The organism is Streptococcus cristatus ATCC 51100 (assembly GCF_011612585.1).
In the GTDB taxonomy this organism is placed as follows: Bacteria; Bacillota; Bacilli; order Lactobacillales; family Streptococcaceae; genus Streptococcus; species Streptococcus cristatus_H.
The window spans coordinates 980768-1007412 of sequence record NZ_CP050133.1; the positions used below are offsets into that span (position 1 = coordinate 980768).

Genomic DNA, 26645 nt, shown 5'->3' on the forward strand with positions numbered 1-26645 from the left:
TGCAGGAGAGTTTTCATTTGTCCCTATTTTTGATAGAATAGTTAAATAAAAATCAAGACAAGAAAGAGAGAAACATGGCAATTTTAGTATTAGGTGGAGCTGGTTATATCGGCTCGCACATGGTAGACCGTTTGGTAGAAGCAGGTAAGGAAGAGGTAGTCGTCGTTGATAATTTGGTGACTGGCCATCGCGCAGCCGTCCATCCTCAAGCAGTCTTTTATGAGGGGGATTTGGCGGATAAGGACTTCATGCGTGATGTCTTTGCTAAACATCTATCCATCGATGCAGTCATTCACTTTGCTGCCTTTTCACTGGTCGCAGAGTCTATGGTTGATCCGCTCAAATATTTTGACAATAACACAGCCGGTATGGTTTCTCTTTTGGAGGTCATGCAGGAATGCGGCATTAAAAACATTGTCTTTTCTTCGACTGCGGCAACTTATGGCATTCCTGAGGAAGTTCCGATTCTGGAAACGACTCCGCAAAAGCCGATTAATCCTTATGGTGAGAGCAAGCTTATGATGGAGACCATTATGCGCTGGGCAGACCAGGCTTATGGCATTAAGTTTGTAGCCCTGCGTTATTTCAATGTGGCTGGTGCCAAGCCCGACGGATCGATTGGCGAGGACCATGGACCAGAAACCCATCTCCTGCCCATTGTGCTCCAGGTGGCTCAGGGCAAACGTGAGAAGATTGCCGTTTTTGGAGACGATTACGATACTCCAGACGGAACCAATGTCCGCGATTATGTCCATCCTTTCGACTTGGCTGACGCCCATATTCTGGCTGTTGAGCATCTGCGTGCAGGACAGCCTTCAGATGCCTTTAACCTTGGCTCTTCGACTGGTTTTTCCAACCTGCAGATTGTAGAAGCAGCACGCAAAGTGACCGGACATCCTATTCCTTTGGAAATAGCAGAGCGACGCCCAGGGGATCCAGATACGCTGATTGCTTCCTCTGAGAAAGCAAGAGAAGTTTTGGGCTGGCAGCCGAAATTTGACAATATCGAAACCATTATCGAAACTGCTTGGAAATGGCATTCCAGTCATCCAAATGGCTATGATGATCGCCAGTAATCAGTGTAGTTTAAAATATTTACAGAGACACTTTGTTAGAGATAGCAAGGTGTTTCTTTGGAGTGTTAGAAGTTCTTTTCATGAGATTTAATTTGTTGTAAAAAAAGCGGATACATAGTAAAATAGAAAAATGATGAAAATAAGACGAATAAATAATGAATTAGAGATAAATCAGGAAGAAGATACAGTCTTGGTTCTGGGCTATTTTGACGGCCTGCATAAGGGACATCAGACACTTTTTAAGGAAGCTAGGAAAATAGCGGATGAGCAAGGACTGAAGATTGCGGTACTGACCTTTCCTGAGTCACCAAAATTAGCTTTTGTCCGCTATCAGCCAGAGTTGATGTTGCATTTGAATCATCCGGAGGAACGAGCTGCTCACTTAGAAAATTTGGGTGTGGACTACCTTTACTTGATTGACTTTACTAGCCATTTTTCTAAGAACACGGCCCAAGAATTTTTTGATAAGTACGTTGCTGCGCTTAAAGCAAAGGCAGTTGTAGCAGGTTTTGATTACCATTTTGGATCTGACAAGAGAAAGGCAGAGGAGCTTGCAGACTATTTCGGTGGTCAGATTGTCATCGTTTCATCAGTCAATCAAGATGAGGAAAAAATCTCTTCTACTCGGATTAGAGAGACCATCCAAACTGGTGATGTTGCCAAGGCGCATCAGCTATTAGGCTATCCTCTCTCTACGCGGGGCATTGTGGTTCATGGCAATGCTAGAGGGCGTACCATTGGCTATCCAACGGCCAATCTAGCCCCTTTGGATCGCGTGATTTTGCCAGCAGATGGTGTTTATGTAGTAGATGTTGAGCACAATGGCAAGTTTTATCGAGGCATGGCTAGCGTTGGCAAAAATGTGACCTTTGAAGGAGATGAGCTTCGTTTTGAAGCCAATCTATTTGACTTTGCGGAGGAAATCTATGGCGATACGATTCGAATTATCTGGCTGGATAAGATTCGTGATATGGTCAAATTTGATGGTATTGAAGAACTGGTTGCTCAATTAAAGAGTGATGAAGAAGTGGCAAAAAACTGGGAATGTTCGGAATAAATGTCGATTTTTGATATTTTTCTTAGTATTTCGAGCCGATTCTCAAAAATATCTAGTCAAGAGAGATAAAATTTAGTATAATAGAGTTAGTTACTATATAAAAATAAGAAGAGAACAGCATGATTACATTATTTTTATCGCCTAGCTGCACTTCCTGTCGCAAGGCGCGTGCTTGGTTGATTAGTCATGAAGTTCCATTTACGGAGCATAATATCATGACGAGCCCTCTGTCTGCTCCAGAATTGCAACATATTCTTTCATTGACAGAAAATGGCACTGATGACATCATCTCAACCCGCTCAAAAATTTTTCAAAAACTAGATTTAGACGTAGAGGATTTATCGATTTCAACACTCATTAAGCTGATTGAGGAAAATCCTAGTCTTTTGCGTCGCTCAATTATCCTTGATGGTAAACGAATGCAAATCGGCTTCAATGAAGATGAAATCCGTGCTTTCTTGCCTAGAGGATATCGGAAAGAAGAACTCAGAGCCGCAACTATGCGTGCTGATATTTAAAATATGGAAAAAAATTATAGTTACCCACTAGACTTATCGTGGAGCACTGAAGAGCTTGCTTCAGTGCTTTCTTTTTTTAATGATGTAGAGCAAGCCTATGAACAGAAGATTCAAGCGGAGAAACTGCTCCAGTCCTATACAGTCTTCAAGAAAGTTGTTCCCAGCAAGGGAGAAGAGAAGCGACTCGGCCGTGAGTTTGAGACGGTCAGTGGCTACTCTCTTTATCGCGCTGTTCAGGAGGCAAAAAGGAAAGGGAAAGGAATGATTTCTCTTGGAAAATAAATTTCATTTTGCGAAAGAAATAGTTTATCAGGCAGGTGCCTTTTTAAGAGACCATCTCTATGATGACTTGGATGTCCTACAAAAGAGCAGTCCGACTGACTTGGTGACTCAAATGGATCGGATCATCCAGGATGACTTGGTTGGGAAAATTTTAGCTCAGTATCCGAACGACGCGATTTTGGCTGAGGAAAATGACCTGCGACACGACATCGCGGACGGCAATGTCTGGGTGATTGATCCCATTGATGGCACCAATAATTTCATTACCCAGCGGGCTGATTTTGCTATTATGTTGGCTTATTTTGAAAATGGGCAGGGCAAGTTCGGTTTGATCTACGATGTGACAAGGGACCAGCTTTTTCATGGAGGCGGGGCTTTTGATGTTTACTGCAATGACAGAAAGTTGTCTTCTTTTATCGATAAGCCCTTGCAGCAATATTTGATCGCTTCAAATGCATGTATGCTTGAGCATAATCACTGGGGAGTGGCTGACTTATCTCGTACTTGCCTAGGCGTGCGTGTCTATGGCAGCGCTGGGATTAGTTTTGGCAAGGCTCTGGCGGGTGGTTTGGCGGCCTATTTCTCTTATAATTGGCCTTGGGACTACGCTGCTGCCTATGTGATGGCTGACAAACTAGGCTTCGTCATTCAGACTCTAGATGGCAATCATCCAAATTTTCAGACTCAGGAGCCGATTATGATTGCACCAAAGTGTAAGTTAGACGAATTACAAGAGTATTTACGAAAGGGAAAAGGCTAGTATGGACTTTCCAGTAGGTTTTAAGGAAAAGTATGAGGAGCTCTTGGGGAAGGAAGCAGAGGCTTTTTTTGCGACTTTTGAACAAGATCCGATTTCAGCCTTTCGCAGCAATCCTTTAAAAGAAAATCAGAAAGATTTTGTGAATGCTATCCCGAACACAGACTGGGGACATTACGGAAAAGCGTCTGGGAAGTCGGTAGAACATGTCACGGGACTAGTTTATTCTCAGGAGCCAGCTGCGCAAATGGTCGCTCAGGTTGCAGCACCACAAAAAGGCATGAAAGTTCTGGACTTGGCCGCCGCACCAGGTGGAAAATCTACTCATCTACTCTCTTATCTAGATAATACAGGTGTGCTAGTTTCTAACGAAATCAATGCCAAACGCAGTAAAATTTTGGTGGAAAATATTGAGCGTTTTGGAGCGCGAAATGTCCTTGTCACCAACGAATCTGCGGATCGATTGGCTAAGGTTTATCAGGGCTATTTTGACCTCATCGTTCTGGATGCTCCTTGCTCTGGCGAAGGGATGTTCCGCAAGCAGCCAGATGCTACTCAGTATTGGAGTCCGGAATATCCTGCCCAGTGTGCGCGTCTCCAGCGAGAAATTCTAGAGGACGCTGTCAAGATGTTGGCGACAGGCGGGCAGTTGCTTTATTCAACTTGCACTTGGGCACCTGAAGAAAATGAAGAAATTGTTGCTTGGCTTTTAGAGAATTTTCCTTTGGAATTGCTAGAAATAGCAAAAGTCAATGGTATGGTAGCGGGGATTAATTTCCCAGAAACAGCTCGTATGTATCCCCACCATTTCAAGGGAGAAGGGCAATTTGTAGCGAAATTTCGCTTTACAGGAAGTCAGTCTGCTAAAAAAATCAAGGCAGCCAAAAATAAATTGACAGCAGAGCAGAGAAAACTCTGGCAAGATTTCCAGAAAAAGCATCTGAAAATTGAGCTAGAAGGACATTTAGATACTTTTGGGGACAATCTATATCTGCTGCCAGCTGGACTGCCAGATGTCTCCAAGCTGAAAATTGCTCGCAATGGCCTGCATCTGGGTGAATTTAAGAAAAATCGCTTTGAACCGAGCTTTGCCTTAGGTTTAGCCTTGAGGCCTAGTGAAGTCGTCTCAGTCCTTGAGATTGATGATGAGGCCTTTAGTAAATATGTAGCAGGTGAGACGGTTCAACTCTCTCAAAATTGTCCAAATGGCTGGTATCAAGTGCTTGCCCAAGGAAACGGTTTGGGTTTTGCAAAAATTACTGGAAATACCTTGAAAAATTATTTCCCAAAGGGGCTTCGCTTTCGTTCAAAAGACTAGGCAAAGCCCTCTTTCTATGTTATAGTGGATATAGTGGGATTTTCAGTTTCTTTCAAATAGACATTCCACTATCATTCTCAAGATTTCGAGGAGAAAAATGGTAAAGAAAAAATATAAGCTGATTTTGTCAGCGATTCTAGTTCTAGTTGCAGTTAGCCTCTCTGCTTGCTCCAGCTGGATTGACCGAGGGGAGTCCATGACTGCCGTTGGTTCGACAGCTCTTCAGCCGCTCGTTGAAGCTGCAGCGGATGAGTTTGGTTCAGCCAATATTGGAAAAACGGTCAATGTTCAAGGTGGCGGATCAGGTACGGGCTTGTCTCAGGTTCAGTCTGGTGCGGTTGAAATTGGCAACTCAGATGTGTTTGCTGAGGAAAAAGAAGGGATTAATGCTTCAGCCCTTGTTGACCACAAGGTAGCCGTCGCTGGAATTGCCGTGATTGTCAATAAAGAAGTATCCGTCGATAATTTAACAGCGGAGCAGCTGCAGAAGATTTTTACTGGTGAAGTGACCAACTGGAAGCAGCTGGGCGGTAAAAATCTAGAGATTTCCATCATCAACCGTGCGGCAAGCTCTGGTTCTCGAGCAACGTTTGACAGTGTCATCATGAATGGTAAATCAGCCGTTCAAAGTCAGGAGCAGGATTCAAATGGGATGGTTAAGTCCATTGTTTCTCAAACACCGGGAGCCATCTCTTATCTGGCCTTTGCTTATGTGGATGATTCTGTCAAGACTTTGAAGCTCAATGGCTACGAGCCTACGGCTAAGAATGTTGCGACCAATGCTTGGCCACTCTGGTCTTATGAGCATATGTATACATTGGGCAAGCCGACTGGTCTTGCAGCAGAGTTTTTGGACTACATGCTGTCAGACGAAGTTCAGGATGGGATTGTCTCAGGAATGGGCTATATTTCCATCAAGGAAATGCAGGTCAGCAAGGATGCTGATGGAAATGTTACGACTTTAAAAGGAGATAGCAAATGAGAAATGAAGAATTAGCAAAAAAATTACTATCCCCTTCGAAAAACTCTCGTCTGGAAAAATTTGGTAAATATATCACCTTTGCCTGCCTGGCTTTAATCGTCCTGATTGTAGCCATGATTTTAATCTTCGTAGCACAAAAAGGGCTGTCGACCTTCTTTGTCAACGGAATTAATGTATTTGAATTCTTGTTTGGCTCCACTTGGAATCCGTCAGGTAAGGAATTCGGTGCCCTTCCGATGATTTTGGGTTCCTTTATCGTTACCATTCTGTCAGCATTGATTGCAACTCCCTTTGCTATTGGAGCAGCCGTCTTTATGACTGAAGTATCGCCTAAAGGAGCTAAGATTCTTCAGCCTGCGATCGAGCTCTTGGTCGGGATTCCGTCTGTTGTGTACGGATTTATCGGCTTGCAGGTTGTTGTTCCCTTTGTTCGGACTGTTTTTGGTGGTACCGGATTTGGGATTTTGTCTGGTATTTTTGTGCTCTTTGTCATGATTTTGCCGACAGTAACCTTTATGACGACGGACAGTCTTCGTGCTGTGCCGCGTCACTACCGTGAAGCTAGTCTAGCTATGGGCGCAACGCGCTGGCAGACAATTTGGCGGGTAACACTCAAGGCTGCTCGCTCAGGTATTTTTACAGCAGTGGTCTTTGGAATGGCACGTGCCTTCGGTGAAGCCCTAGCTATCCAGATGGTCGTTGGTAACTCTGCGGTGATTCCAACCTCTCTGACAACACCTGCGGCGACCCTGACTTCTGTCTTGACCATGGGTATCGGAAATACCGTTATGGGAACAGTGGATAATAACGTTCTCTGGTCTCTGGCTCTGGTGCTCTTGATGATGAGCTTAGCCTTTAACAGTGTCATTAAACTGATTACAAAAGAAAGAGGTAAGAAGAACTATGCACGCTAAGAAATTAGATAAATTGGCGACTGGTATCCTCTACACGATAGCTGGTATCATTGTTGCCATCCTTGCCTCTCTGATTCTTTATATTCTGGTAAGAGGATTGCCGCATATCTCTTGGTCTTTCCTGACTGGAAAATCTTCTTCTTACCAAGCTGGCGGTGGTATTGGGATTCAGCTCTACAATTCCTTCTTTCTGCTGGTGATTACTCTGATTATCTCTGTTCCTCTCTCTATGGGGGCTGGAGTTTATCTGTCAGAGTATGCTAAGAAAGGCCCAGTGACCAACTTTGTCCGTACCTGTATTGAAATCCTGTCCTCGCTGCCATCCGTAGTAGTCGGACTCTTTGGCTATTTGATTTTCGTTGTCCAGTTTGAGTATGGATTCTCAATCATTTCTGGTGCTTTGGCGCTGACTGTCTTCAATCTGCCTCAGATGACTCGTAACGTCGAGGATAGCTTACGCCATGTTCACCATACACAGCGTGAAGCAGGACTGGCACTCGGAATTTCTCGCTGGGAAACCGTGCTACATGTAGTCATTCCTGAAGCTTTGCCAGGGATTGTGACAGGGATTGTCCTTGCTTCTGGTCGGATTTTCGGTGAAGCAGCTGCCTTGATCTACACTGCGGGTCAATCCGCGCCAGCTCTGGATTGGTCTAATTGGAACATTTTTAGCATTACCAGCCCGATTTCGATTTTCCGGCAGGCGGAGACTCTTGCTGTCCATATCTGGAAGGTCAATAGTGAAGGAACCATTCCTGATGGCACTGTGGTGTCAGCAGGATCAGCAGCGGTGCTTCTGATTTTCATCTTGATTTTCAACTTTGGAGCCCGCAAACTCGGTTCTTACTTGCACAAGAAATTAACCTCTGCATAAAGGAGAAGCAATGACAGAATATAATTGGAATGAAAAACATATCATTACTTTTCCTGAAGAAAAGGTAGCCCTTTCGACCAAGGATTTGCATGTTTACTACGGTAAAAAAGAATCCATCAAGGGCATTGATATGCAGTTTGAAAAGAATAAAATCACAGCTCTGATTGGTCCGTCTGGTTCAGGGAAATCGACCTATCTCCGTAGTCTCAACCGTATGAATGATACGATTGATATTGCCAAGGTAACAGGGCAAATTCTTTACCAAGGAATAGACGTCAATCGTTCTGATATCAACGTTTACGAGATGCGTAAGCACATCGGCATGGTTTTTCAACGGCCTAATCCATTTGCCAAGTCTATTTATCGCAACATTACCTTTGCCCATGAACGTGCTGGTGTAAAAGATAAAAAGATTTTGGATGAGCTTGTTGAAACTTCGCTCAAACAAGCCGCACTTTGGGACCAAGTCAAGGATGATCTTCATAAGTCAGCCTTGACCTTGTCAGGCGGTCAGCAGCAACGGCTCTGTATTGCTCGAGCTATTTCGGTCAAGCCAGATATCTTGCTTATGGACGAGCCAGCTTCTGCGCTGGATCCGATTGCAACCATGCAGCTAGAAGAGACCATGTTTGAGCTCAAAAAGGACTATACGATTATCATCGTGACGCACAATATGCAGCAGGCTGCCCGGGCCAGTGACTACACCGGCTTCTTTTATCTGGGAGATTTGATTGAGTACGACAAGACTGCTAATATCTTCCAAAATGCCAAACTGCAGTCGACCAATGACTATGTTTCTGGTCATTTTGGTTAGAGGTGAAGAAACTAAAGGAATGAATTTATGACAGAACCTATTTTGCAAGTCAAGGACTTGTCGGTTTATTATAATAAAAAGAAAGCACTCAATAGTGTCTCCTTGGACTTTATGCCTAATGAAATCACTGCCTTGATTGGACCGTCCGGTTCAGGGAAATCTACCTTGCTCAAGGCTATCAACCGTATGGGTGATTTGAATCCAGAAGTAACAACGACTGGCACGGTCATCTATAACGGACACAATATCTACAGTCCTCGGACAGATACGGTGGAGTTGCGTAAGGAAATTGGCATGGTCTTCCAGCAGCCTAATCCCTTCCCAATGACCATTTATGAAAATGTTGTCTATGGACTGCGCATCAACGGTGTCAAGGATAAACAAGTCTTAGATGAAGCGGTGGAGCGTTCCTTGATTGGGGCTTCTATTTGGGACGAAGTGAAAGACCGTTTACATGATTCCGCTATCGGTCTCTCTGGTGGTCAACAGCAGCGGATTTGTGTAGCACGCGTTTTGGCTACTAGTCCGAAAATCATCCTCTTGGATGAGCCTACATCGGCTCTAGATCCAATCTCTGCGGGTAAAATTGAGGAAACTCTCTATGGACTTAAGGACACCTATACCATGCTCTTGGTGACGCGCTCCATGCAGCAGGCTTCTCGGCTTTCGGATAAAACGGGCTTCTTCTTGGGTGGTGATTTGATGGAGTTTAATGATACTAAGGAGATGTTCCTCAACCCACAAAATAAGGAAACAGAAGATTATATTACAGGAAAATTTGGATAAGGAGTTGAATGATGTTACGATCTCAATTTGAAGAAGATTTGGAGAAATTGCACAATCAGTTCTACGCAATGGGACAAGAAGTGCTCTCACAAATCAACCGCACCGTGCGTGCTTTTGTCACACATGACCGTGACTTGGCAAAGGGAGTCATCGAAGATGATGCAGAAGTAAATGAATATGAAGTGAAATTGGAAAAGAAATCATTTGAAATGATTGCCCTCCAACAACCCGTTTCTCAAGATCTTCGCACTGTCCTAACCGTTCTCAAGGCCGTTTCAGACTTAGAGCGTATGGGAGACCATGCGGTATCCATTGCAAAAGCAGCCATTCGTATGAAGGGCGAACAGCGTATTCCAGCTGTCGAGGACGAAATTAAAAAGATGGGCCGCGATGTGAAAAATTTCGTTGAAGCTGCCCTTGATCTCTACCTGAATGGTTCTGTAGATCAAGCCTATGAAGTAGCAGCCATGGATGAAAAAATCAACCATTATTTTGATAGCATTCGTGATCTGGCTACGGAAGAAATCAAGAAAAATCCTGAAGCCATCGTTACAGGCCGTGATTATTTCCAGGTTATTTCTTTCTTGGAACGTATCGGAGATTATGCCAAAAATATCTGCGAATGGGTCGTTTACTTTGAAACGGGTAAAATTATTGAATTATAATATATGTTAAAGAGACAGGCTAAGCTTGTCTTTTTTGTTTGGGGAGGAGAAAAGCTAGTGACAGGATGGCTTTAAAATGATTACTTTATGTTTGAAGATGAAAATCAATTTTGAGTCAGTTAGGATGAGTATAAAGTCACTAAATATGGTAAAATAGTAAGAGATGAATCTTGATGGAGGTTGGGTTAATACCAGCCCCTTCAATTAGATGAGGAGAAAAACATGCAAGCAGTTGCACATTTTATTGATACTTTTGTTCCAGAGCACTATGATCTCTTTTTGGATTTAAATCGTGCGGATAAGACTTTCTCAGGGAAAGTTACCATTACCGGTGAAGCCAAAGCTGAGAAAATTTCCTTGCACCAAAAGGATTTGACGATTGAGACCGTAGAAGTGGCTGGACAAGCTCGCCCCTTCACTCTTGATAATGACAATGAAGCTCTTTATGTTGAGTTGGAAACAGCAGGCTCTGTGGGAGTAACCTTGACCTATACAGGTAAGATTACTGACAATATGACGGGGATTTACCCATCTTACTATACTGTGGATGGAGTGAAAAAAGAAATTATTTCTACTCAGTTTGAGAGCCATTTTGCCCGCGAAGCCTTTCCAAGTGTGGATGAGCCAGAAGCTAAGGCAACTTTTGATCTGGCCTTGAAATTTGACCAAGCAGAAGGCGAACTTGCCTTGTCTAACATGCCTGAAATCGACGTTGAAAACCGGAAAGCAACTGGCATTTGGAAGTTTGAAAGAACGCCTCGCATGTCTTCCTATCTCTTGGCTTTTGCTGCAGGTGATATGCAAGGAATTACTGCTAAAACTAAAAACGGCACTTTGGTCGGTGTTTATGCAACCAAGGCTCACCCAGCTAGCAACTTAGAATTTGCTTTGGACATTGCGGTTCGCTCGATTGAATTTTACGAAGAGTATTACGGTGTTAAATACCCTATTCCTCAGTCGCTGCATGTTGCCCTGCCGGACTTTTCATCTGGTGCTATGGAAAACTGGGGTCTGGTGACCTACCGTGAGATTTATCTCTTAGTAGATGAAAATTCTACGGTATCCAGCCGTCAAGATGTAGCACTTGTCGTTGCTCATGAGTTGGCTCACCAATGGTTTGGAAACTTGGTCACTATGAAGTGGTGGGATGACCTTTGGCTCAACGAAAGTTTTGCCAACATGATGGAGTATGTCTGTGTCAATGCGATTGAACCAAGCTGGAATATCTTTGAGAATTTCCAAACAACAGGTGTGCCTTTGGCGCTTAAGCGGGATGCGACAGACGGAGTTCAGTCTGTCCATGTGGAAGTGAAGCACCCTGACGAAATCAATACCTTGTTTGATCCGGCTATCGTTTATGCTAAGGGAAGCCGCCTTATGCACATGCTTCGTCGTTGGTTGGGTGATGAGGCCTTTGCTAAAGGATTGAACGCTTACTTTGCTAAACACCAGTATGGAAATACCATCGGTCGTGATCTCTGGAATGCCTTGGGAGCTGCTTCTGGTCGTGATGTAGCAGCCTTTATGGACTCTTGGTTGGAACAGCCAGGCTACCCTGTTTTGACAGCTACAGTAGAAAACGATACCCTCAAACTCTCTCAAAAACAATTCTTTATCGGGGAGCACGAAGATAAGAAACGCACTTGGGTCTTGCCTTTAAATAGCAACTGGAAAGGTTTGCCAGATACGCTGGAAACAGAAACGTTGGAAATTCCAAATTATTCTGCCTTGGCTGCTCAAAACCACGGTGTCCTGCGCTTTAATACTGAAAATACAGCCCACTATATCACGGACTATCAAGGTATCTTGCTTGAGCAGATTTTAGATACCATTACAGACTTGGATAGCACCAGCAAGCTTCAAGTAGTGCAAGAGCGGCGTCTCTTGGCTGAAGCAGGCAGCATTTCATTTGCTGATTTGGTTCCAGTTATTGAAAAACTAACAGAAGAAACCTCTTATTTGGTTGTCTCAGGAGTCAAAGCCGTTCTGAATGGTCTCAAGCTGTTTGTGGACGAAGGAAGCGAGTGCGAGAAAGCCTATCATGAATTGGTAGTTAAACTTAGCAAATTCAACTTTGATCGCCTTGGCTTTGAAGCACAAGAAGGCGAAAGTGATGAAGATGAGTTGGTTCGTCAGATTGTTGTAGGAAGTTTGATTGCAGCTGACGATCAAGCAGCAAGTCAAGCAGCAAGTCGCATTTTTGCTGCTCATCAAGAGAACTTGGAGAAATTGCCTGCAGCTATTCGCTTACATATTCTCATTAACCAAATCAAGCATTTTGAGAGCAAAGAATTGGCCGACCAATACTTGAATGATTATGTTTCAACAGTTGACGGTAGCTTCAAACGCCAATTGGCAGCTGCTTTGGCTTACACTAAGGACGCAGAGACACTTGCTCGTATCTTGGAATCTTTGAAAAACAAGGATATCGTAAAACCACAAGATTTGGCAATGAGCTGGTATTTCCCTCTCTTAAATCATCAGTTCACTCAAGCAACTGCTTGGATTTGGGCGCGTGAGAATTGGGATTGGATTAAGGCTGCTCTGGGTGGCGACATGAGCTTCGACAAATTCGTCATTTATCCAGCTAATGCCTTCAAGACAACAGAAAGACTAGCAGAATACAAGGCCTTCTTTGAACCACAGCTAGACGATATGGCTATCAGCCGTAATATCAGCATGGGAATTAAGGAAATCGCAGCGCGTGTTGCCTTGATTGCCCGTGAAAAAGTAGCGGTTGAGAAAGCTATTCAAGAAAGATAATAAATAATTAGGGAACTATATAGTTATAAAAGGCGAATATCTGCTCATCCTGAGTACTAGATATTCGTCTTTTTCTTATTCTCAAAACATATTTAAATTGGAAACGCTAACATTTTGTGCTATAATATAACTAAAAATAATTTAATTTATTTGTATAATAATATCGGAAGGAGTTTTAGAATAGATGTTAGATGGAGTGCCAAGTCCCTATTCCTACTTTAATATCAGTAAAACTAAATTTTAGAAATGTAGTTAAGGAAACATATCGTTAGATAGCAGGTATTAGGAAGTTTTATGTTTCATCTTCAGTTTTTTATTGGGATATTTTAGTATCCATAGTTCAAGTCAGATTATAATTTTTTGAAACTTATATTTTACGTTTCTAATCCCAATGAGTGATTGAGATATACTCTTAGGAAGAGTTTACTATATGGTATTCTCTTTTATGAAGAAAGCTTTACATGTCAGCTGAGTTTATAGAAGGAGGGTTGGCTCCTGTAAGATCAGTCAAAATAAGATTAGACAACAATTGAGGTTATAAGCTTTATGCAAGTTATATATCACTATTTCCTAAGAATTAAAAGAATAAACTAATTGTATAAGAAAACTTCTATCAAGGCTTATATGAGAAATATTCACCTGTTTGCCAGTCCTGAACCTATGCACTTGCTTTATAATATCAGTCTTGGTGAAAAGAATTCTCGAGATTTTGGAATATTTAGAATGGAGGAAATGAAATGACAGAGGGAATTTTAGTTGCTTTTTTAGGTGCGATTAGACCCACAGAAGATCAAATTAAAGATGAAGACTCTATTAAAGACAATAAGTTCGGTTACACTAAAACGAATTATTATGACCCTATCTCAAAAAAAGAAGTGACATCAAAATTTACTTATGAATACTATCTCACAAAGTGGACTGAAATCAATGTCAGTAAGGTTTTGTTGGTTGGAACTGCTACATCTTCTTGGGAAGAGATATATAGACATTTTGCTATAAAAAATGGATCTTTTTCAATGAAGGATTATCAGGATTTTCGAAATGAGTTCTCCGACACCAATAAAGTCAGTCTAAAGGAAGATTTACTAAAAAAAGCTATTGAACCAGCAACTGACTATTTCACAAAGTTAAGAGGTAACTCAGTCACATTTCATCCTGTTATAATAACTCTTGGTTCAACTAACCAAGAGTTAAACCAAACATTTGAAGACATTAAAACAAAGTTAGTTAAGGAGGCAGCTAATCTTTTCGATAATAAGCAAAAAAACAAAATTATTTGTGATATTACAAATGGATTTCGTTCGTTTCCTATCTTTACCTATATGTTGTCAAACTATGTATCTAATGTCTTGAATTGGAAGGCAGAGTTTGAAGTGTTTTATGGTATGTTTGAGGATAAAACATACCCAGGCAAGACACCGATCGTCAATCTTAATAGCGTAGATAATCTAATGGCATGGATCAATGCAGCTAATGAATTTCGTTCCTATGCAAGTGTCAAAACTCTTCTGGAACTATTAGATAAAAGGGCTAATGATCCGAACTACGAAAACCTAAGAGAAAGCTTCAACCAGTTTGAGTATGGAACAAATCGTAATGATCTTTACCATTTGCACCAAGCAATTACACGCTTAGTGGAAGATACTAATCTTTTACAAGGAATTGAGGATCCAGCAGTAAAATTTATAAGGGATGAAATTGCGAAAGATTTAGGAGTGCATTTTAAGGAATCTTTATCTATTTCAAAAGATGAAGAAAAAATGAAACGCCTTGCCTACTTTCAATTTGAATTAGGGAAATGGTACGCTAGACAAGGACGTATTGGTCAAGCAGCTGTGACAACACAAGAAGCTTTAGTAACACTATTAATCTGGTTAGTAAATAATGATATCAAAGAAGATGATTTATTTAAACATAAGTTTAGAAATTATTTTAAAAATACTGTCATAGGAGAAATGGAATCCGAAATTTATGAACCGATAAAAAAAGCTGAAGAAAGTGTTAGAACAAAAATCTGCAATACCTTTTCTCATTGTAATTTCAACATATCTGGAGATATAGACAATTTACAGGAAAAAATAACAGAGCAAGAGAGTTATTTAATTAAGCTTCAAGAAGAGATTGAGAAGCTACTAAGCCACGATGAATCTATCAAAAATATTGTAGTTGATATTAAAGAGCGTCTAGCAAGACTGTTTTCAAATAATGAGAAATCTACAAAATTTTTTGAAGCACTAATTTTTACTTCTAGCAATGATTGAGAGGATTAAGAAATGCCAAATGAAATTAGAATTACAAACTTCAGAGATTTTGTCGAAAAAGTTCAAATGCTAGAAGCGGATACCTATCGTCATCGATATGTTTTTCGTGGAGAAGGAAAATATCCTGGCTTTGAAAAATGGAAGCTCACCCCCAAGATTTTTCGTCAGATGAAAGATAGTTGCGGAGATAAACAAATTTATCGGGAAAGTGATCTAATTGATGCTGTTATAAGTCGCTATCCAAATATTTTTAAAGAATGTAAAAGTAATCTAGAAATTTTACTCCTCATGCAACACTATGGTTTGCCAACAAGACTCTTAGATATTAGTTTTAATCCCTATATAGCTTTATTTTTTGCCTTGTCTGGGGACTCCAGCATAAAGGAACACTATGTCTATGTTATTGATACAGAAAAGATTAATGAAGAGAATAATAAATCTGAATCTAAGCTGGGAGCAAGACAGAATAAAGGCTGGGATGCTCAAAAAAGTGTTTTTGACAATACCGTTGCTGTTATAGCTGCATTATCAAGATTATCTACAGCAGAACAGGATGAAATTAAAAATTTAAAAAATAACTATGAAGCTATGAAGAAAGAGCTTCAAAAATTTGTAGAGGGTAATTCATCAATCAAACCAAGCACTTATACGAATTTGATGAACTTTATAAACAGCAAAAGAAATAATATAGATCCAATTCCTTATATTAATAATTATAAAAATATGCAAGCGGCCTTTAATGCTAAAACATTAAATAAAGAAGCGTGGGATTTAATCCTCATAGATGTCCTAAATTCTGTTATTGAGAATTATGATGTTATGAAAAATCTAGCTAATAAAACCAAGTATTATAATCCCGGATTTGATCAAAAGATAAAATTTGAAGATTTAGATAATGATTACATTATTCGTCCTCATTTTTCGAATGATCGCATTAAAAATCAAAATGGAGGATTTTTGCTATTAAATGCTCTAGATAAATCAAACAATAATAATGTACCAGAGAAATACATAGATACTGTTTGGATAATAGATTTGGAAAAAGGAGATGATGATAAAGCTTTTGAAGTATCTCGTCAGGAATTTTTAGAGCAGTTACGCTACATGGGGATTGATCAGAGTTTTGTTTATCCCGAATTAGAAAATTTTATTTGTACAGATTATCTTGAAGTAGTAGATAGTACTTTAAAGAATGCAAAAGGAGAATAGTATGACACAGTGTATTGCAATTTATGACATTAGTGGTATTCAGAGCTTCATATTCTCAACAAATAAGCTACGTGAAATGGTAGGCGGATCGAAAATTGTACACAAGATACTGTTTGAACTACTACCTAAAAAATTAAGATATGATAACGATAATTGGGAAAATGAAGATTTTTCAAAAGAAATCCCTAAAGGACGTTTTGGGAATGTTATTTACATTGGTGGTGGTAATGCTCTTGTACTGTACGAGAATGAAAAAAGTTATCAATCAGTAACTATTGAATTACAAAAAGAAGTTTTTGAACTTTCTGGTGGAGGTATCCGTCTTTGCCATGCCAAAATTGAAATAGACCATTTAAATCAAAAGGGAAGCTTTGTAGAAAAAATTCAAAAACCATTAATGCAAGCTTTAACAACCTACAAACAAAACACAGCTCCAATTCAGACTGCTCGCGGTTTTGCATTTGGTGCTCAGGATAATGAAACTAAAGAGCCGATAGTATCAGTTCCAACATCGAAAGACAGTCCTTGCAAGTATGCTAGTTATGGTCGATTTAAAAAAAATGAAATATTTTATTCAACGAGAGATGAAAAAAGCAGCGAGAGAATTAGCAAATATTATGCGGATAATTTTGAGCAGTTCCGAGATGAGGGAGAGAAAAGTTTTGTTGCTGTGATCCACATTGATGGAAACACTATGGGGAAACAGATAATTGATTTTGCAAAGAAGAATGAAGAGAATGCGACATTATTTGACCAACTGCAAAATATGCGTGAGCTCTCTAAAGAAATTAGCAAAATATACAGAGATACTTTAGATAGCACGGTTAATGAGATATTCAAAAAAGAAATTAAAACTGAAAAAGCTTACAGGGCAGCTCAGCAATTGACTAAGAATATACCTTATCGAGAAATTATCGCAGATGGAGATGATATTACTGTTATAATAAAATCACAGAAGGCCTTACAATTTTGTGATTTATTTGTGAAAACATTAGAAAAGGAAAAAGAAGGTGGAAACTATTCTCATCTCAAAGATTTTCATATTTCTGTTGGGATAGGTATTGCCTTTGTTCACGATAAATTCCCTTTCAGCACGGCTTATGACATAGCAGAACAGCTATGTAAGAATGCTAAAAAACGAGGATTAGAATATCCATTTAGTAAAAACAATATAGATGTTACTCATTCGAGCATGGATTTTCAAATTATCAAAAGTGGTATGCCTACAGACATAAAAAATTTCCGTGCCTCTAATTACTATTTGGACAAAAATAATCAAAAGCCCAAATGCTTATTAAGAAGGCCATATTTGTATATAAAAGAAAATGATAAAAATATTCCTAAAGAATATACTTATACAAATTTTATAGATACCTATGAGGAATTAGTCAATCTCGGAATTGCTAATAATAAGCTTAAAGCTTTGCAACACGCCTACGCAACGAGCGAGATGGAAATTGATTATGTGATACAAATGATTAAGGCTAGGAAAAAGTGTGAGTTGCAACCTTGGATGGGAAATAAAGCGACATATTTTGATATATTGGATGTTTGGGATTATTTAAAAGGGGGCAAATAGATGAAAATCTTACAACTGACGATTGAGTTAAAATCTGATATGTGCTGTGGTACAGGTACAGGTGATGGTGTCCAATTTGATACAGTTTCTGCTTATAATGATTATGGATTGCCCTACATTCCGGCTAAACGTCTGAAGGGGTTGCTGCGAGAACAAGCAGAATTTCTGATAGCTTGTGATCCTGAAAATAAGAATTTTGTTGAAATATTGTTTGGAAAAGGAGAACAGGCTGGTGCTCTCATCGTCAATAACGCAGAGATTAAAGATGTGAGCAATCTAAAAGAGGATTTAGATAAGCTTTTTAAGAGTCAGCCGTCCTTATATAATCCGTCCGCGGTTGCTGAGTATTATACAGTAGCTAGACACGCTACTCAAATGAAAAATGGTGTTGCTAAACCCAAATCTTTACGAACAATTGGAGCTGTACCAAGTGGCACAATATTTGAAGCGACACTATACTTAGATGATAGTTCAAGTAGTGAAAAAGTAGAATTTTTGAGAAAATGTGCCAAGCTTCTTCGACATATCGGACTCAATCGTACAAGAGGTTATGGGGAAGTCGTTTGTACTTTAGAGGAACAGGAAAATGCTTTGAAGGAATATACCAATGATTCATATGGAGAACGTCAAACATCTACTATTTTTCGTTATAATATTAGCTTGGAGACAGATTTAGTCTCAGAGAAAGATTATATTACAGGTACAGCTTTGCAAGGCTGGTTTGCCGGTAGAATTGAACAGGAAAATATTCAAGAGTTACTTACTAAAGTAAAATTTAGTAACGCTTATCCTTGCATAGATGACAAGTTTTTTTACCCAATGCTTTTAAGTTATATCAATGTGAAGAATGAAGAGGAAATTTACTCTCAAGCAGATGGTTATAGAAGATGTGAAGGGAAGCAATACACCCAAAAAACAGGTTTTGCTTATTTTGGCTATGAAAAGTCCAAAGAGGGTACGAACATTCTGTCTTATGATTCTTATGAAATGCAAAAGAGCATTAGTTACCATGTCACAACAAAAGGAGATAATGACCTTTTCACTCTTCCTTTATTGAAAGCTGGACAGTCTTTCGCAGGCTTTATTGAAGGCGATCAGAGCATATTAAATAAATTGAAAGAGATTCTTGCCAAATATAACGGAGAAATCCGTCTGGGAGGCTCAGCTAATATTCAGTTTGGAAAATGTGTTTTGACGCTTGTACCTAACAGAAATATGGAAGGTGACTTGAATAATAACACTAGTAAGGATGCTAGCCCATCAGGCGAAGAAACACACGTTTATATTGTCAATCTCTTATCAGATACCATTCTCTGTGATGAATATGGCTTAAATTCTGTCTCGCTAGATGTTCTAAAAAGATCCGTTGAAAAATTGTTTAATATAGATGAGGGAACTGAACCTAATAAAAGTAAGAAACCAATCATTGGTGACATCTATACAGGCACAACAACGACAGGAGGCTATAATGGTAAATGGAAGATGCCACGCCGTCGGTTTAGTGCCTTTTCAATGGGAACACAAATATGTGTTGAATCAAAGATTGAGCCCAAGCGTTCTGAAGGCTTTATGGGTTTACTTCAGGCAGAAGGCTACGGACAGTACCGTATACAAAAAGTTAATCCTGAGTTGTCCAATATAGGATTTAAAAAGTCTGAAAACCAAGAAAAAAATGTAGAAGGTGAAGTTGGATTTGAACTCACTTCAGCTGGTAAAGACTTAAAAGATCAGATTGATTTCAATCATCTGCTTAAAGAGCTGGAAAAGTCAGCCTATGAGATAATAGAAACACAGTCCTTCCTTTTGAAAAAAACGAGTAGTTCGTCACTCATGCGACTCAATGCCGTCTATCAAAACTTAAATAGAGAGGGTGGTGAAGCTACACTTGAAGTTTTAGGCTCTGTTTTTAAAAACAGCAATGATAAAAATAACAACGAACAGAAGATTTGTGAGGCAATTCTTAAAAGGTTTAAAGAGTTTAAAATGGATGACATTGTTGACACAGACAAAAAGGTCAGAGCTTCTCTACACTATTTGCAATATATTCTAACAGCTATCAAGTTCTGGTATAAAAATAATAAGGGGAGGGAGAACTAATATGGGCGATAGTATCTATTTGTTTAAGGGGATCTTGAAAGCTGAAACTCCTTTTATGATTGGTAATGGTGACGATACTTATTCTGATATGGATTTGCTGAGGAATCATAAAAAAGAACCTTTTATACCTGGTACGGCTTTAGCAGGAGTTTGTAGAGCCTACTTGGAAAAAGATGATAACTTTAAAGATAAGGTGAAGAGCTATTTTGGTGAAGGTAAGAAGGGACATGAATCAACGAAATATAGGCAGAGTCAAGTCATTGTCTACGATGGACAATTAGAGGGAGCTGAGAAACCGCCCACTCGTATTCGTGACTCTGTAAAGTTGGAAAATAAAGTAGCAGTTGATGAAAGTAAGTTTGATTTTGAGATTGTTGAAGCAGGAGCTGCCTTTTCCTTCCGACTAGAATTTAAAGTAGATAAGGGAAAAAGGGATGAAGTAGAGAACCTTGTAAGAGCCTTGATTGCAGGTTTTCATCATGGAGAGATTCGAATCGGTGGAAAAAGCAATCGAGGATATGGCTATTTTAAACTCCTTCCCTCTCTAGATTCAGATACAGCGGGAGTAAAAAGCAAATATTTTAATTTAACACAGCAAGATGATTTGGAGGAGTATATTATTTGGAAATGGTCTGATACTGAATTTACAGAAAAACTGCTGTTAGGACCACAAAATGATGACTTTTTGAAGACACTGCTTCAGTTGCATAGTTTTCTTTTCATTCGTGACTATGCTCACAATGAGCAGTATGATGAGGGAACAATTGATGCAGTCCCTCTTAAAAACAGTAAAGACGAAGTAGTGATTCCAGGTACAACTTGGGCAGGAGTCTTCCGACACCATATGGAGCGAATATTAAATCAGTTAGATAGGGAAGTAATTGGTGACATTTTTCCTAAATGTGACATCAATAAAGAATCTTGGCCTAAAGCGCTTATAGACTATTTATTTGGCTATGTTCATGAGAAAAAAAGTGATAAGAATGACGGGCCTCAGGCTTCTAATAATCAGGCTTCACATATTTTTTTCAAAGAGAGTCATTTTGAAAAGGGAAACGTTTCAGAAATATTAAGAACCCGAACAGCTATAGATCGCTTTACTGGTGGAGCTTCAAAAGGTTTGTTATTTAATAACAAACTAGCATATACTCAGGGGGATAGATCTAGTTGCTGTTTAGAGATCGTCCTATCGCAAGAGTTGAAAGATGAACAAGAACAGTATGATTTTGTAAAATCCTTACTTGATGTCTGTTTTGAGGATTTACAGGAGGGATATCTAGCTGTTGGTGGTCAAACTGCAGTCGGAGGGGGAATTTTTAGAAAAGGAGAGGTGAAAGATGACGAAGTTTCAAACGATAAAGAGTAAGATAACGCCTTTAACCCAGTTTGATAGCCTATCCCTATCAGGCTATACTTATGCTGTCTATTATTGGAGTGATGGAGTCGAAATAAAGGAATGCTCTTCGGAGAACAAGATCGAAACGAGTAGAACGGGAGCCTATCTTCTAGAGCTGCGTGCTTTTAATGAAAATAAAGAACTCTATCTTATCCGAGTGGAAGATGGTGAACATGCTTATCAAGGTCGTATCAGACAAGATAAGACGGGGGATGATATTCTTATTTTCGATGAAGAACATAAGATTTGGGGAGATCCAGAGAAAAACTGTAGCGAAAATGGTAGTACCACTCTAAAAGAAGACCGTGGCATTGAAGTTACTCTGCCTATTCCTGTTGACAAAGGAGAGACTGCCTTTATCACTGTACGGAATTATTTCAATACCGCTGATGGAGACTTACAGTCAGTCGACTGGCGTTTTGTTGCTTTTAGTACAAAAGAAGCAACTCCTTACCTATCAGAAGTTAAAGGAGAAAATGATGCCTGACAATACATATAAATTTATCAATCCCTATACTTTCTTGTCTATCAAAGATGAAGCTCCTAATCGAACCAATCTGCGAAAAGGCTCCCTATCAGGAAGGATTCACTGTAAACTAAGCATAGAGTCTCCGACTTTTATTCCTAATACCAGTAAGACTTTTGAAGAAAAATTCGACAAAGATACTTTAAAAGGGCAAGATTTCTTTTCTTACCAAGACTTGAGCCAAGAAAGTAAATTCCCTTTAAAAGCTCCAGAACAACCCCGGATTCCAGGGAGCGAAATCCGAGGCATGATTCGCAATGTCTACGAACAATTAACCAATTCGTGTCTATCAGTTATTGATGATAAAAATCTGACCCATATGCGGATCAGCTTATCCAAGGAGCCAGGATTATGGAATAGAAAAGAGAATACTTTAATTGGCTGCGAGAGAAGAAAGATTTCAAAAGCAGAAATAAAAAGCAAATACTATAAGAGTGGAGAAAGAATTTGTTATGGTAACTCCTATAAAGTAGGTCATGTGATAGTTGGAGAATACTTTTCTAAAAATAAAAAGAAATCAGAATCACTTTTCTACCCGAAAGAAATTTATCAGAAGTTTAAGCATAATGAACAAGAAATAAATTTGTATGAGGCTACTTATCAGGAAATAGAAAGCATTACAAAAGATAGCACTGCTGCATGCTTTCTTATACAGCCGAATGATATTGTAAGATTTGAAAAGGTATTGGAAGAATATGGAAAAAAGAATGCGCATAGAGATTATGCAAAAGCATATTTTAATGTAGATAAGAATCCGATACTACCAGTATTTTATACACAAGTAGATGGTGTCCTATATATGTCCCCTGCTTGTATCACGCGTGAAGTTTTTAATCATACGATTTCGGAGATACTCCGAGACAATCATTCTGGGCACCAGCCTTGTGATGGAGCTGGCGACCAGTGGTGTCCAGCCTGTTGTCTGTTTGGTAAGATAGGGCAAGATGGAGAAGGGCATGCTCTAGCTTCACGTTTGCGTTTTTGTGATAGCGAGCCTATCAGGGAAGCAGAATTTGAAGCCCCCTTGGTTTTACCGATACTTGGTGAGCCCCACTATTCTGCGACCGAATTTTATTTACAACCTCCTAAAGATGGGAATACACGTTTTTGGAATTACGACTACCACATCAAAGGTCGTACAGCGGATACTAATATTTCGCATGCGGATCGGGAAAGCTACACTCCTCGCTTAACGGGACGTAAGGTTTATTGGCTCGGCCAAGATACACATGCTAAGGATAAATATAATAAAAACAATTACAAAATGCGCAATAAGGTTCGTTGTTTAACAAAAGGGAATTGTGAATTTGACATTTTTTTTGAGGATGTGACCGAAGAAGAGCTGAAGCTCTTACTCTGGTGTATAAGACTTGAACCTGATTCTGATTGCTTCCATAGGATTGGGCGTGGTAAACCATTCGGTATGGGGAAGGTTAAGATAATTGTTGAAGGGCTGGACGAAATCACTTATAGCTTAGATGAGAATCATAAATTAAAAAGAAACACTCGCGATATTAAGTCGGATTATGAAGGAATAAGCTACTCCGACGAACAAAAGGCTATCATGAAGCATCTTTCTAGCTATATGAAAGTGATTAATGACACCATTGACTATCCAAGGCTTGAGGAAAACGGACCAATTTACGAATGGTTTGCTAACAATAAAGGTAAGAACTTAGGAAAAGTCTATATTCGAGAAATTTTGGCTCCATATCCTGAAACGGGGGTTGTTAGTCGAGATAACTAGCTACAATAAACTGATCTTAGGTAGTCGTGAGCTATCCATGATTGGTTCTTGTTTGAATAAAAAAAGACGAATTGCATCAGCAATCGTCTTTTTCGTTCTCTTGCTAATGCACTACCGTTTATTCCTATTAGTTTCCCTTCTAGCGAAACCTATTATTTAGCCGGAGCACTCTCGAGTGTATTTACCCCTCCATAGTTTCAGCCTTCTTTAAGAAAAAATTCAGTCCCGTTTAAGCAAAACTCCCTATAATAACCCTAACACGTGAAAAGATGTGAACTTGTGTAATCAAAATTTATATTGCTTCATAGTGTTAAAATCCATGAAATACAAAATTTAGAAAGAGGAAAACTTTAATGGATATGGAAAAAATGATTGTAGTTAAAAAGAGTACCAAATGGTGGATAACAGCAGTAGCTAGTGCCTCCTTAGCTGTCGGAGCAATTGGTGGCTATGGAATTGGTGCTTTGACCCAGAAAAGCCCGCAACAGAGCTCAGTGCAAGCCACTATGCCTCAGCAAAACAAGCAAGATGGCAGGATGCCAGGTCAAGGTGGACAAGCTCCTCAAGGTCAGGGGCAGGGAAATGAAAATGGTATGCCACCACAGATGGGGGGACAAAACGGTCAAGATGGCCAAGGCGGTCCTGGAGGTGGAGGTCAGCCACCACAAGGAAATGGTCAGCCAGGGGGACCCCAAGAAGGAAATCAATCAAAAAAGAAGCCATCAAACGCTGACGGCACAACAAAAGATGATAAGAATAGCGAAAATAACTCGAAAACAACAAATTCTTAAAGCATTTTCGACAAGTCATGATATAATAGAAAAAGATGAGTGAAGATAGAATGAGAAGTGTTTGCCATGTCTTTATTTAAACTACACAGCATAAGCTTTTTCTAGAAAGGGAGGAACAGGATGATTAAGATTCTATTAGTGGAGGATGACCTCGGTCTGTCAAATTCAGTATTTGATTTTTTAGATGATTTTGCAGATGTTATGCAGGTCTTTGATGGCGAAGAAGGTTTATACGAAGCAGAAAGCGGTGTGTATGACCTGATTCTACTGGACTTGATGCTTCCTGAAAAGGACGGCTTCCAAGTACTCAAAGAATTGCGTGAAAAAGGGGTGAGCACTCCTGTCCTCATTATGACTGCCAAGGAAAGTATCGATGATAAAGGCCATGGTTTTGAGCTCGGTGCTGACGATTACTTGACTAAGCCTTTTTATCTGGAAGAGCTGAAGATGCGGATTCAAGCCTTGCTCAAACGATCTGGTAAGTTTAATGAAAATACCCTTTCCTATGGTGATGTGACGGTCAATCTTTCGACCAATTCGACCTTGGTAGATGGAAAGGAAGTTGAGTTGCTGGGTAAAGAGTTTGATCTGTTGGTCTACTTCCTTCAGAATCAAAATGTCATTTTGCCCAAGACTCAAATCTTCGACCGTTTGTGGGGCTTTGACAGCGATACGACCATTTCTGTGGTGGAGGTCTATGTATCTAAGATTCGGAAAAAATTGAAAGGAACGGCTTTTGCGAATAATCTTCAAACCCTTCGCAGTGTCGGTTACATTTTAAAGAATGCTGAATAAACTCAAAAAAGCCTTATATGCGGATGATTTTTCTTATTTCATTCGCTATTTTGGTGTATTCACCCTGATTTTCTCGGCCATGACGCTCATTATTATCCAAGTCATGCGCTCTAGCCTCTACACGACCGTTGATGATAATCTCAAAAGTCTCAGTCAAAATCCCGCCTGGGTAGCCAATCTAGCCTATCGGACGACGGGGCGGCAATACCAAGAGCCAGAGAACAAGGATTCAGAGCACAAAGATTCAGAGTCTGTGCAAGCTCATGATATCAAGATTGAGGAACCGGGCAGGGTCAATGTCAGTGCCAATACCTCAGCCATTCTTTTGAATGATGATTATCAGAATGTATCTGCAAAAAATAGCTTTTTGAACTTTGATGCGATTAAATTTAATAAACGATTTCTTAATCAAATCAAGCAAATTCAGCTGACCAATAGCTATGGACAGGTCGAGAGTTATCGGGCCTATATGTTCGACATTGATCCAGATGATGAAATTGAAAATGTCAAATACGCAGTTGTCATGACCAGTATCAGCCAGCTGGAGCAGACTAGCGAAAAGCATGAAAAGCTGATTGCCATTGTCATGATTAGCTTCTGGGGTATTTCTTTGATTGCTAGTATCTATCTGGCGCGGATGAGTGTCAAGCCTCTCTTGGACAGCATGCAAAAGCAGAAGTCTTTTGTTGAAAATGCCAGCCACGAATTGCGGACGCCTCTGGCCGTGCTGCAAAATCGTCTGGAGTCTCTCTTCCGTAAGCCTGAGGCCACGATTATGGAGTCTAGTGAGAGTATCGCATCTAGTTTAGAGGAAGTGCGAAATATGCGCCTATTGACGACCAATTTACTCAACCTAGCTCGGCGCGATGACGGTATCAAGCCAGAATACGGTGAAGTCACACCAGACTTCTTCACAACAGCTTTTTCTAACTATGCTATTATTGCGGAGGAAAGCGATAAGGTCTTTGATTTCAAAAATCTGGTTTCAAAATCAATCACGACAGACAAAGTCTTGCTCAAGCAGGTAATGACCATCCTTTTTGATAATGCCATCAAATACACAGAGGAGGATGGAGAGATCTATTTCGTGGCCTCCGCCAATGATCGGATCTTGACCTTGCGTATTTCTGACAATGGTCCAGGGATTGCGGGCGACGACAAGAAAAAAGTCTTCGATCGTTTTTATCGGGTGGATAAGGCTCGGACTCGTCAAAAAGGTGGATTTGGACTAGGACTTTCCTTGGCGAAACAAATCGTGGACGCCTTAAAAGGAACCATCACAGTCAAAGATAACAAACCGCGTGGAACCATTTTTGAAATCAAAGTTCCCCTTAGGTCAGATATTAGAAAACGAATTAGCAAAAGCTGAAAAACTTTTCATATTATTTCAAATTTGACTGCTTTTGCGGTATAATAAAAGAAAGAAATGAGAGAGGTA

The 26645-nt window shown here is 39.9% G+C and carries 24 protein-coding genes; all 24 read left to right on the forward strand.

Features of this window, described 5'->3' with window-relative positions; genetic code table 11:
• The first annotated feature begins 74 nt into the window (after positions 1-74).
• Positions 75-1076 carry a UDP-glucose 4-epimerase GalE gene (gene galE / locus HBA50_RS04830; protein WP_045497221.1) on the forward strand — a complete coding sequence of 334 codons (1002 nt, stop codon included), beginning with the start codon at positions 75-77 and terminating at the stop codon, positions 1074-1076.
• A gap of 133 nt (positions 1077-1209) precedes the next feature.
• Positions 1210-2133 carry a bifunctional riboflavin kinase/FAD synthetase gene (locus HBA50_RS04835; RefSeq protein ID WP_306452455.1) on the forward strand — a complete coding sequence of 308 codons (924 nt, stop codon included), beginning with the start codon at positions 1210-1212 and terminating at the stop codon, positions 2131-2133.
• Between the two features lie 119 nt (positions 2134-2252).
• Positions 2253-2651: a Spx/MgsR family RNA polymerase-binding regulatory protein gene (locus HBA50_RS04840; RefSeq protein WP_045497227.1), complete on the forward strand. Its 399-nt coding sequence runs from the start codon at positions 2253-2255 to the stop codon at positions 2649-2651.
• Positions 2652-2654: 3 nt separating this feature from the next.
• Complete coding sequence (locus HBA50_RS04845; RefSeq protein ID WP_045497230.1) at positions 2655-2933, forward strand: UPF0223 family protein; 279 nt, start codon at positions 2655-2657, stop codon at positions 2931-2933.
• Entirely contained in the window at positions 2923-3693 is a 771-nt protein-coding gene (locus HBA50_RS04850) for an inositol monophosphatase family protein (RefSeq protein WP_045497233.1), read from the forward strand. Before HBA50_RS04845 ends, HBA50_RS04850 begins: the two co-directional genes overlap by 11 nt.
• A 1-nt stretch (position 3694) precedes the next feature.
• Positions 3695-5008, forward strand: coding sequence for an RsmF rRNA methyltransferase first C-terminal domain-containing protein (locus HBA50_RS04855; RefSeq protein ID WP_045497236.1), 1314 nt, complete (start codon positions 3695-3697; stop codon positions 5006-5008).
• Between the two features lie 97 nt (positions 5009-5105).
• Complete coding sequence (locus tag HBA50_RS04860) at positions 5106-5990, forward strand: phosphate ABC transporter substrate-binding protein PstS family protein (protein ID WP_045497239.1); 885 nt, start codon at positions 5106-5108, stop codon at positions 5988-5990.
• Entirely contained in the window at positions 5987-6904 is a 918-nt protein-coding gene (gene pstC / locus HBA50_RS04865) for a phosphate ABC transporter permease subunit PstC (RefSeq protein ID WP_045497242.1), read from the forward strand. Before HBA50_RS04860 ends, pstC begins: the two co-directional genes overlap by 4 nt.
• A complete protein-coding gene (gene pstA, locus HBA50_RS04870) occupies positions 6894-7778 on the forward strand; it encodes a phosphate ABC transporter permease PstA (protein WP_045497245.1) in 885 nt (294 codons plus the stop codon). Before pstC ends, pstA begins: the two co-directional genes overlap by 11 nt.
• 10 nt (positions 7779-7788) lie before the next feature.
• Positions 7789-8592 carry a phosphate ABC transporter ATP-binding protein PstB gene (gene pstB / locus HBA50_RS04875; RefSeq protein WP_045497247.1) on the forward strand — a complete coding sequence of 268 codons (804 nt, stop codon included), beginning with the start codon at positions 7789-7791 and terminating at the stop codon, positions 8590-8592.
• A 27-nt stretch (positions 8593-8619) separates the two neighbouring features.
• Positions 8620-9378, forward strand: coding sequence for a phosphate ABC transporter ATP-binding protein PstB (gene pstB / locus HBA50_RS04880; RefSeq protein ID WP_045497249.1), 759 nt, complete (start codon positions 8620-8622; stop codon positions 9376-9378).
• Between the two features lie 11 nt (positions 9379-9389).
• Positions 9390-10043, forward strand: coding sequence for a phosphate signaling complex protein PhoU (gene phoU, locus HBA50_RS04885; protein WP_045497252.1), 654 nt, complete (start codon positions 9390-9392; stop codon positions 10041-10043).
• 222 nt (positions 10044-10265) lie between these two features.
• Positions 10266-12806 (forward strand): M1 family metallopeptidase, encoded by a 2541-nt coding sequence (locus HBA50_RS04890; protein ID WP_045497255.1) that lies wholly within the window; start codon positions 10266-10268, stop codon positions 12804-12806.
• Positions 12807-13466: 660 nt separating this feature from the next.
• Positions 13467-13547, forward strand: coding sequence for a hypothetical protein (locus tag HBA50_RS10530; RefSeq protein ID WP_367302639.1), 81 nt, complete (start codon positions 13467-13469; stop codon positions 13545-13547).
• Positions 13544-15067: a TM1812 family CRISPR-associated protein gene (locus tag HBA50_RS04900; protein WP_045497258.1), complete on the forward strand. Its 1524-nt coding sequence runs from the start codon at positions 13544-13546 to the stop codon at positions 15065-15067. The genes HBA50_RS10530 and HBA50_RS04900 overlap by 4 nt, the downstream gene beginning before the upstream one ends.
• Before the next feature lie 12 nt (positions 15068-15079).
• Positions 15080-16276: an FRG domain-containing protein gene (locus HBA50_RS04905; protein ID WP_045497261.1), complete on the forward strand. Its 1197-nt coding sequence runs from the start codon at positions 15080-15082 to the stop codon at positions 16274-16276.
• Between the two features lies 1 nt (position 16277).
• Complete coding sequence (locus tag HBA50_RS04910; RefSeq protein ID WP_045497264.1) at positions 16278-17855, forward strand: Cas10/Cmr2 second palm domain-containing protein; 1578 nt, start codon at positions 16278-16280, stop codon at positions 17853-17855.
• On the forward strand, positions 17856-19952 hold the full coding sequence (locus HBA50_RS04915) for an RAMP superfamily CRISPR-associated protein (RefSeq protein WP_045497267.1): 2097 nt from the start codon (positions 17856-17858) through the stop codon (positions 19950-19952).
• A gap of 1 nt (position 19953) precedes the next feature.
• Positions 19954-21318 carry an RAMP superfamily CRISPR-associated protein gene (locus HBA50_RS04920; protein WP_045497270.1) on the forward strand — a complete coding sequence of 455 codons (1365 nt, stop codon included), beginning with the start codon at positions 19954-19956 and terminating at the stop codon, positions 21316-21318.
• Complete coding sequence (csx19, locus tag HBA50_RS04925; protein ID WP_045497272.1) at positions 21290-21835, forward strand: type III-D CRISPR-associated protein Csx19; 546 nt, start codon at positions 21290-21292, stop codon at positions 21833-21835. Before HBA50_RS04920 ends, csx19 begins: the two co-directional genes overlap by 29 nt.
• Positions 21825-23621: an RAMP superfamily CRISPR-associated protein gene (locus HBA50_RS04930; RefSeq protein ID WP_166492634.1), complete on the forward strand. Its 1797-nt coding sequence runs from the start codon at positions 21825-21827 to the stop codon at positions 23619-23621. Before csx19 ends, HBA50_RS04930 begins: the two co-directional genes overlap by 11 nt.
• Positions 23622-23974: 353 nt before the next feature.
• Positions 23975-24412, forward strand: coding sequence for a hypothetical protein (locus HBA50_RS04935; RefSeq protein ID WP_045497276.1), 438 nt, complete (start codon positions 23975-23977; stop codon positions 24410-24412).
• A 120-nt stretch (positions 24413-24532) separates the two neighbouring features.
• Entirely contained in the window at positions 24533-25207 is a 675-nt protein-coding gene (locus HBA50_RS04940; RefSeq protein ID WP_045497279.1) for a response regulator transcription factor, read from the forward strand.
• Positions 25197-26576, forward strand: coding sequence for a sensor histidine kinase (locus HBA50_RS04945; RefSeq protein ID WP_045497282.1), 1380 nt, complete (start codon positions 25197-25199; stop codon positions 26574-26576). The genes HBA50_RS04940 and HBA50_RS04945 overlap by 11 nt, the downstream gene beginning before the upstream one ends.
• Positions 26577-26645: the final 69 nt, after the last annotated feature.

Excerpts from the sequence above, each read along its gene's own strand:
- HBA50_RS10530 (WP_367302639.1), top strand. The coding sequence starts at position 13,467 with ATGCACTTGCTTTATAATATCAGTCTTGGTGAAAAGAATTCTCGAGAT.
- HBA50_RS04910 (WP_045497264.1), top strand. The coding sequence starts at position 16,278 with ATGACACAGTGTATTGCAATTTATGACATTAGTGGTATTCAGAGCTTC.
- HBA50_RS04835 (WP_306452455.1), top strand. The coding sequence starts at position 1,210 with ATGAAAATAAGACGAATAAATAATGAATTAGAGATAAATCAGGAAGAA.
- HBA50_RS04945 (WP_045497282.1), top strand. The coding sequence starts at position 25,197 with ATGCTGAATAAACTCAAAAAAGCCTTATATGCGGATGATTTTTCTTAT.
- pstC (WP_045497242.1), top strand. The coding sequence starts at position 5,987 with ATGAGAAATGAAGAATTAGCAAAAAAATTACTATCCCCTTCGAAAAAC.
- pstB (WP_045497249.1), top strand. The coding sequence starts at position 8,620 with ATGACAGAACCTATTTTGCAAGTCAAGGACTTGTCGGTTTATTATAAT.
- HBA50_RS04930 (WP_166492634.1), top strand. The coding sequence starts at position 21,825 with ATGATGCCTGACAATACATATAAATTTATCAATCCCTATACTTTCTTG.
- HBA50_RS04845 (WP_045497230.1), top strand. The coding sequence starts at position 2,655 with ATGGAAAAAAATTATAGTTACCCACTAGACTTATCGTGGAGCACTGAA.
- HBA50_RS04860 (WP_045497239.1), top strand. The coding sequence starts at position 5,106 with ATGGTAAAGAAAAAATATAAGCTGATTTTGTCAGCGATTCTAGTTCTA.
- HBA50_RS04935 (WP_045497276.1), top strand. The coding sequence starts at position 23,975 with ATGGATATGGAAAAAATGATTGTAGTTAAAAAGAGTACCAAATGGTGG.
- pstB (WP_045497247.1), top strand. The coding sequence starts at position 7,789 with ATGACAGAATATAATTGGAATGAAAAACATATCATTACTTTTCCTGAA.
- HBA50_RS04840 (WP_045497227.1), top strand. The coding sequence starts at position 2,253 with ATGATTACATTATTTTTATCGCCTAGCTGCACTTCCTGTCGCAAGGCG.
- HBA50_RS04890 (WP_045497255.1), top strand. The coding sequence starts at position 10,266 with ATGCAAGCAGTTGCACATTTTATTGATACTTTTGTTCCAGAGCACTAT.
- csx19 (WP_045497272.1), top strand. The coding sequence starts at position 21,290 with ATGACGAAGTTTCAAACGATAAAGAGTAAGATAACGCCTTTAACCCAG.
- galE (WP_045497221.1), top strand. The coding sequence starts at position 75 with ATGGCAATTTTAGTATTAGGTGGAGCTGGTTATATCGGCTCGCACATG.
- phoU (WP_045497252.1), top strand. The coding sequence starts at position 9,390 with ATGTTACGATCTCAATTTGAAGAAGATTTGGAGAAATTGCACAATCAG.
- HBA50_RS04915 (WP_045497267.1), top strand. The coding sequence starts at position 17,856 with ATGAAAATCTTACAACTGACGATTGAGTTAAAATCTGATATGTGCTGT.
- HBA50_RS04855 (WP_045497236.1), top strand. The coding sequence starts at position 3,695 with ATGGACTTTCCAGTAGGTTTTAAGGAAAAGTATGAGGAGCTCTTGGGG.
- HBA50_RS04920 (WP_045497270.1), top strand. The coding sequence starts at position 19,954 with ATGGGCGATAGTATCTATTTGTTTAAGGGGATCTTGAAAGCTGAAACT.
- HBA50_RS04900 (WP_045497258.1), top strand. The coding sequence starts at position 13,544 with ATGACAGAGGGAATTTTAGTTGCTTTTTTAGGTGCGATTAGACCCACA.
- HBA50_RS04940 (WP_045497279.1), top strand. The coding sequence starts at position 24,533 with ATGATTAAGATTCTATTAGTGGAGGATGACCTCGGTCTGTCAAATTCA.
- pstA (WP_045497245.1), top strand. The coding sequence starts at position 6,894 with ATGCACGCTAAGAAATTAGATAAATTGGCGACTGGTATCCTCTACACG.
- HBA50_RS04905 (WP_045497261.1), top strand. The coding sequence starts at position 15,080 with ATGCCAAATGAAATTAGAATTACAAACTTCAGAGATTTTGTCGAAAAA.